Consider the following 1,044-nt stretch of genomic DNA (forward strand, 5'->3'; position numbering starts at 1 on the left):
CCTCGGCACCCGAATTGGCGAAGAAGGCCACGTCCGCGAAGGTCGCGTCCACGAGGCGCCGGCCGAGCCGCTCGCCCTCCGGGATCTCGAACAGGTTCGAGGTGTGCCAGAGCTTGCCTCCTAGTCGTCGGGGTGGGGGGCTGGGCCACCCTCACGCAGATCTCCGGCGCCGTGATCGCGCCGGGCCAGCTCGAGGTCGAGTCCGACGTCAAGAAGGTCCAGCACCCCACCGGCGGGGTGGTGGGCGAACTGCTGGTCCGCGAGGGCGCCCGGGTGCGAGCCGGCGACGTGCTCATCCGCCTCGACGAGACCCAGGTGCGGGCCAACCTCGACATCGTCCTCAAGGCCATGGACGAGCTCGCCGCGCGGCGCGCCCGCGACGAGGCCGAGCGCGACGGGGCCGCCGCCGTCACCTTCCCGCCCGAGCTCCTGGCGCGCCGCGACGCCGACCCGGGGGTCGCCCACCTCATCGAGGGCGAGACCCGGCTGTTTGCCGCGCGTCTGGCCGCCCGCGAGGGCCAGAAGGCGCAGCTGCGCGAGCGCGTCCAGCAGCTGCGCGAGGAGATCAAGGGCCTGACCGAGCAGGTCGGCGCCAAGGCCCGCGAGGTCGGCTTCATCACCGGCGAACTCGAGGGCGTGCGCGGGCTCTACGCCAAGAACCTGGTGTCGCTCGCCCGCGTCAACGCCCTGGAGCGGGACGCCGCCCGCCTCGACGGCGAGCGCGGCCAGCTCGTGGCCGCCACCGCCTCCGCCCGCGGCAAGATCGCCGAGACCGAGCTGCAGATCCTGCAGATCGACGGCGACATGCGCACCGAGACCGGCAAGGACTTGGCCGAGATCCGGGGCAAATGGTCGGAATACCGCGAGAAGCGCGTGGCGGCCGAGGACCAGCTGAAGCGCGTCGAGATGCGCAGCCCCCAATCCGGAATCGTCCACCAGATGACGGTCCACACGGTGGGCGGGCTGGTGACCCCGGCCGAGCCCGCCATGCTGATCGTGCCGGAGGCCGACCAGCTCGCCGTCGAGGTCAAGATCGCCCCCCAG

Annotated in this window: 1 protein-coding gene; it reads left to right on the plus strand. The window is 72.7% G+C overall.

The features are described 5' to 3' along the window. Positions 1 to 1,044 (plus strand): HlyD family type I secretion periplasmic adaptor subunit (locus MKK58_RS00185; RefSeq protein WP_409565151.1); only part of this gene is annotated, 1,044 nt, incomplete at both ends.

It is taken from the genome of Methylobacterium sp. J-078 (assembly GCF_022829285.1).
In the GTDB taxonomy this organism is placed as follows: Bacteria; Pseudomonadota; Alphaproteobacteria; order Rhizobiales; family Beijerinckiaceae; genus Methylobacterium.